The sequence below is a fragment of the Candidatus Nitrosotalea sp. FS genome, from assembly GCF_011319475.1.
Taxonomy (GTDB): Archaea; Thermoproteota; Nitrososphaeria; order Nitrososphaerales; family Nitrosopumilaceae; genus Nitrosotalea.
This window is the reverse complement of the sequence record NZ_RCMC01000093.1, coordinates 1-4,011: the sequence shown is the minus strand read 5'-3', so window position 1 is coordinate 4,011 and position 4,011 is coordinate 1. Positions and strand designations below refer to the sequence as shown.

Annotated in this window: 2 protein-coding genes and 4 pseudogenes; all 6 read left to right on the top strand. The window is 38.3% G+C overall.

Annotated elements, in window-relative coordinates; all coding sequences use genetic code 11:
* Positions 1 to 1,211: pseudogene (locus DYY66_RS03365) on the top strand (anthranilate synthase component I family protein); the annotation flags it as partial.
* A pseudogene (locus tag DYY66_RS13965) lies at positions 1,208 to 1,375 on the top strand (aminodeoxychorismate/anthranilate synthase component II); the annotation flags it as partial. The pseudogenes DYY66_RS03365 and DYY66_RS13965, both read left to right, overlap by 4 nt.
* 1 nt (position 1,376) lies before the next feature.
* Positions 1,377 to 1,930, top strand: a 554-nt coding sequence (locus DYY66_RS03360) for an aminodeoxychorismate/anthranilate synthase component II (protein WP_255496022.1), incomplete at its 5' end; no start/stop codon positions are given.
* On the top strand, positions 1,927 to 2,973 hold the full coding sequence (trpD, locus tag DYY66_RS03355) for an anthranilate phosphoribosyltransferase (RefSeq protein WP_166286199.1): 1,047 nt from the start codon (positions 1,927 to 1,929) through the stop codon (positions 2,971 to 2,973). The genes DYY66_RS03360 and trpD, both read left to right, overlap by 4 nt.
* A pseudogene (locus DYY66_RS03350) lies at positions 2,970 to 3,815 on the top strand (indole-3-glycerol-phosphate synthase); the annotation flags it as partial. The gene trpD and the pseudogene DYY66_RS03350, both read left to right, overlap by 4 nt.
* A 49-nt stretch (positions 3,816 to 3,864) precedes the next feature.
* Positions 3,865 to 4,011: pseudogene (locus DYY66_RS15255) on the top strand (indole-3-glycerol-phosphate synthase); the annotation flags it as partial.

Below are 4,011 nucleotides of genomic sequence, written 5' to 3'. Positions count from 1 at the left end.
ATCGCTAATTGGTTTTGACCCATCAATAATCATCAAAGGGTATTCTGACAAAGTTGTTCTCCATTACAAAAGCGGAGGCTCTATGACCATCACCACAAGTGATCCTTTGTCTGAGATCAAGAAACTAGTCTACCAAGTACCTGATCAAAAATACAGGTATATCGGAGGAGCAGTCGGAATTATCAATTACGATGCAATCAGATTATGGGAAAAAATTCCAAATTGCCCACAAGAACTCAGACGAGCCGTTGATGGAATTTGGAATATACACAGATGGAATTCTTTATGACAACAAGAAAAAACGATCATTTTATTTTTATTATGATAAAAATAGAATAGACAAAATATCATACACCAACATAGATTGCGACAAGTTTTCTGTTTCAAAGATTTCTGAAAATTTGAATCAAGACAAGTTTGTAGACATGGTAAAACAGGCAAAAAAATACATTCATGACGGAGATATTTTCCAAGTGGTACTTTCAAGGAAATTCAATTTTGATGCAGAGGGAGACTATCTCAAAGTATACAAAATTCTGCGTCAAATAAACCCGTCACCATATCTTTATCACATGAAACTAGGAGAGAGAACCATAATTGGATCTAGTCCAGAAATGTTATTGCGCATTACAGGAAACCAAGTTGAGACATTCCCCATTGCAGGTACAAGGCCAATTACAAACGATGAGAGAAAGAATGAAGAGCTAAAAAAGGAATTGTTACACGATGAGAAGGAGCTTGCAGAACATACAATGTTGGTAGACCTTGGCAGAAATGACATTGGTAGAGTATGCAGATATGGTTCTGTACACGTCAAAGAATTAATGGCTGTTAAAAAATTCAGCCACGTACAACACATTGTAACTCACGTAGTCGGAACATTGGATAAAAAATACGACATGTATGATGCAATGAAGGCAGTATTTCCAGCTGGAACAGTGTCAGGGGCGCCAAAGATACGAGCAATGGAGATAATTGATGAACTAGAGCCAGACGCAAGAGGACCTTACGCTGGCGCAATAGGGTATTTTTCATTTAATGGCTGTTGTGATTTTGCAATCGGAATAAGAAGCATATTCATGAATGGTTCAAAGGGTTTCATTCAGACTGGAGCAGGAATAGTCACAGACTCTGTTGCCCAAAACGAATGGATGGAAACAGAGCACAAGGCAAATGCAATGATAACAGCGCTCAAGGAGGCATCAAAATGAAATTTCTGATCATTGACAATTATGATTCTTTTGTATACAACATTGCCCAGCTACTCGGAGAGCTAAACGTGGAATCAGATGTAATCCGAAATGACAAGATAACAATTGATGATATCAAAAAAGGAAACTATGACGCTATAATAATTTCCCCAGGACCTGGAACGNTTGTATACAACATTGCCCAGCTACTCGGAGAGCTAAACGTAGAATCAGATGTGATCAGAAATGACAAGGTAACAATTGATGACATCAAAAAAGGAAACTATGACGCAATAATAATTTCTCCAGGACCTGGAACACCAGAAGATGAAAAATATTTTGGAATATGCACCAAGGTAATCAAGGAACTTGGACCAACAAAACCGATACTTGGAGTATGCCTTGGCCACCAGGGAATCATACATGCATTTGGTGGAAAAGTTGTCAATGCTGGAAACGTAAGACATGGTAAGACTAGCCCCGTAGAACATACAAAATCTCCACTCTTTGAGGGAGTACAAAACCCGTTCAAGGCCACAAGATACCACTCTCTAGTTGGGGACAGGACAATAATTCCAGACGACCTCCAGATAACAGCAGTTGCACAAGACGACAAGGAAATAATGGCAATTAGCCACAAAAAATACCTCATAGAAGGAGTCCAATTTCACCCAGAATCAATCATGACTAGCGAAGGCAAGAAGATTCTAAGTAACTTTATCAAGTTGGTGCAAAAATGATAACAGAATATATCACAAAAATGTCATCCAACAAAAATCTCAGCCATGATGAGATGTCACATGTAATGGATGACATTTTATCTGGAAAAATTTCAGTGGATGAAACCACAAGTTTTCTTGGAGCATTGACAAAAAAAGGAGAAACAGACCAAGAACTTCTTGCAATGCTAGACAAGATGCAGCAAAATGCAGTGCATATACATCCAAAAATAAATCAAAATATCATAGATGTGTGTGGAACTGGCGGTGATGGTATGAGTACGTTTAACATTTCAACCACTGCATCATTTGTCATAGCCGCGTCAGGTGTAGTAGTGGCAAAACATGGAAACAGGTCAGTCTCTGGAACAAGCGGAAGTGCAGACATTTTCGAATACTTTGGATATGATCTCAACATGGAACCACACAAAGTTCAAGAAATAATTGAAAAGTTTGGAATCGGTTTTATGTTTGCCCCCAAGTTTCATCCTGCCATGAAAAATGTTGCAGATGCAAGAAAACATTTGGGCAGACGAACTGCATTCAATTTACTAGGTCCGCTTTGCAATCCAGCCCAGGTAAAACACCAACTTGTCGGAGTGTATTCAAAAGAATACCTCAGTCGTGTCATATCTCTTTTAGAGTCAAGGGGAGCTACAAGTGTAATGACTGTAATCTCCGAAGACGGTCTTGATGAATTATCTACAACATCCAAAAATTACATCTATCAACTAAACAAGGGTGAAGTGACAAGCTCAGTTCTTGACCCGGCAGATCTAGGTTTGAACAAGGCAAAAATCTCAGATTTTCAGATTAGAACAAAAGATGAGGCAATAGGAGCCTTTGTCTCAGTGTTAAACGGAACTGCCAAAAAGCCCATGCTTGAGATTACCGCACTTAATGCTGCAGCTGGGCTAATTGTTGGTGGGTTTTCAGAAAAATTTGATGAGGCATTACAGGTTTCACTGGAATCAATCAAAAATGGCAAGGCATATGACCTTTTCAAAGATTTCATAAAATATTGTGGAGATGTAACAAAGCTGGAGGCTTTTGAGAAAAAATGAAAGACATGCTTGAAAAGCTTGCCAACAATTCACAAAAGGCAATAAGCGATGGAACCTATGAAATCAATTACAAAAATTCCAAATCAGAAAAAGACCTAATCAAGCAGATTAGAGGTAACAAACATGCTTCATTGATAACAGAGGTAAAATTTTCATCACCATCACTTGGAAACATAAGAGAGGTATCGGATCCTGTCATGATTGCAAAACAGATGGTTGACGGAGGCGCAATTGGATTATCAGTTTTAACACAGCCGTACTTGTTTAATGGCTCGCCAGATTATTTTACAAAGATTCGAAAAAGTGTCAAGATACCGCTGTTGATGAAAGACATTGTGGTAGACAAGTCCCAAATTGATGCTGCCGAAAAATTAGGAGCTGATATGGTTCTTTTAATACAGGCAATATTTGACAAAAAGTTTGCAAAAGACATTGATGAATTTGTTTCATATGCTCACAAAAAGAAACTTTTAGTCTTGTTAGAGTCACATACAAAAAAAGAATTTTCAGATTCTGCAAAGACACATGCAGACATACTAGGAATAAACAACCGAAACCTCGATACACTTGAGATAGACCTTGAGACCACAAAATCCATTCTAAAGGACAGAGATGAAAAGCGAATCATAATATCAGAAAGTGGGGTAGAATTTCCAAAAGATATCCAGTTTTTGAAAAAATGCGGTGCTGATGCTTTCTTGGTAGGCAGTAGCATAATGAAGAGTAAAGATATCAAGGGACTGGTTCAGAGTTGGTGTTGTCAATATGAAACTAGGATACCCAAAAAATGGCAAATTTGGAGAGTTTGGCGGAAGATACATTCCAGAGACCCTTGTTCCAGCNAAACAACCGAAACCTCGATACACTTGAGATAGACCTTGAGACCACAAAATCCATTCTAAAGGACAGAGAGAAAAGAGAATCGTAATATCAGAAAGTGGGATAGAATCGCCAAAAGATATCCAGTTTCTGAAAAAATGCAGTGCTGATGCTTTCTTGGTAGGCAGCAGCATAATGAAGAGTAAAGATATCAAGGGA

Coding starts and splice junctions, on each gene's coding strand:
- trpD (WP_166286199.1), top strand. CDS start 1,927: ATGATAACAGAATATATCACAAAAATGTCATCCAACAAAAATCTCAGC.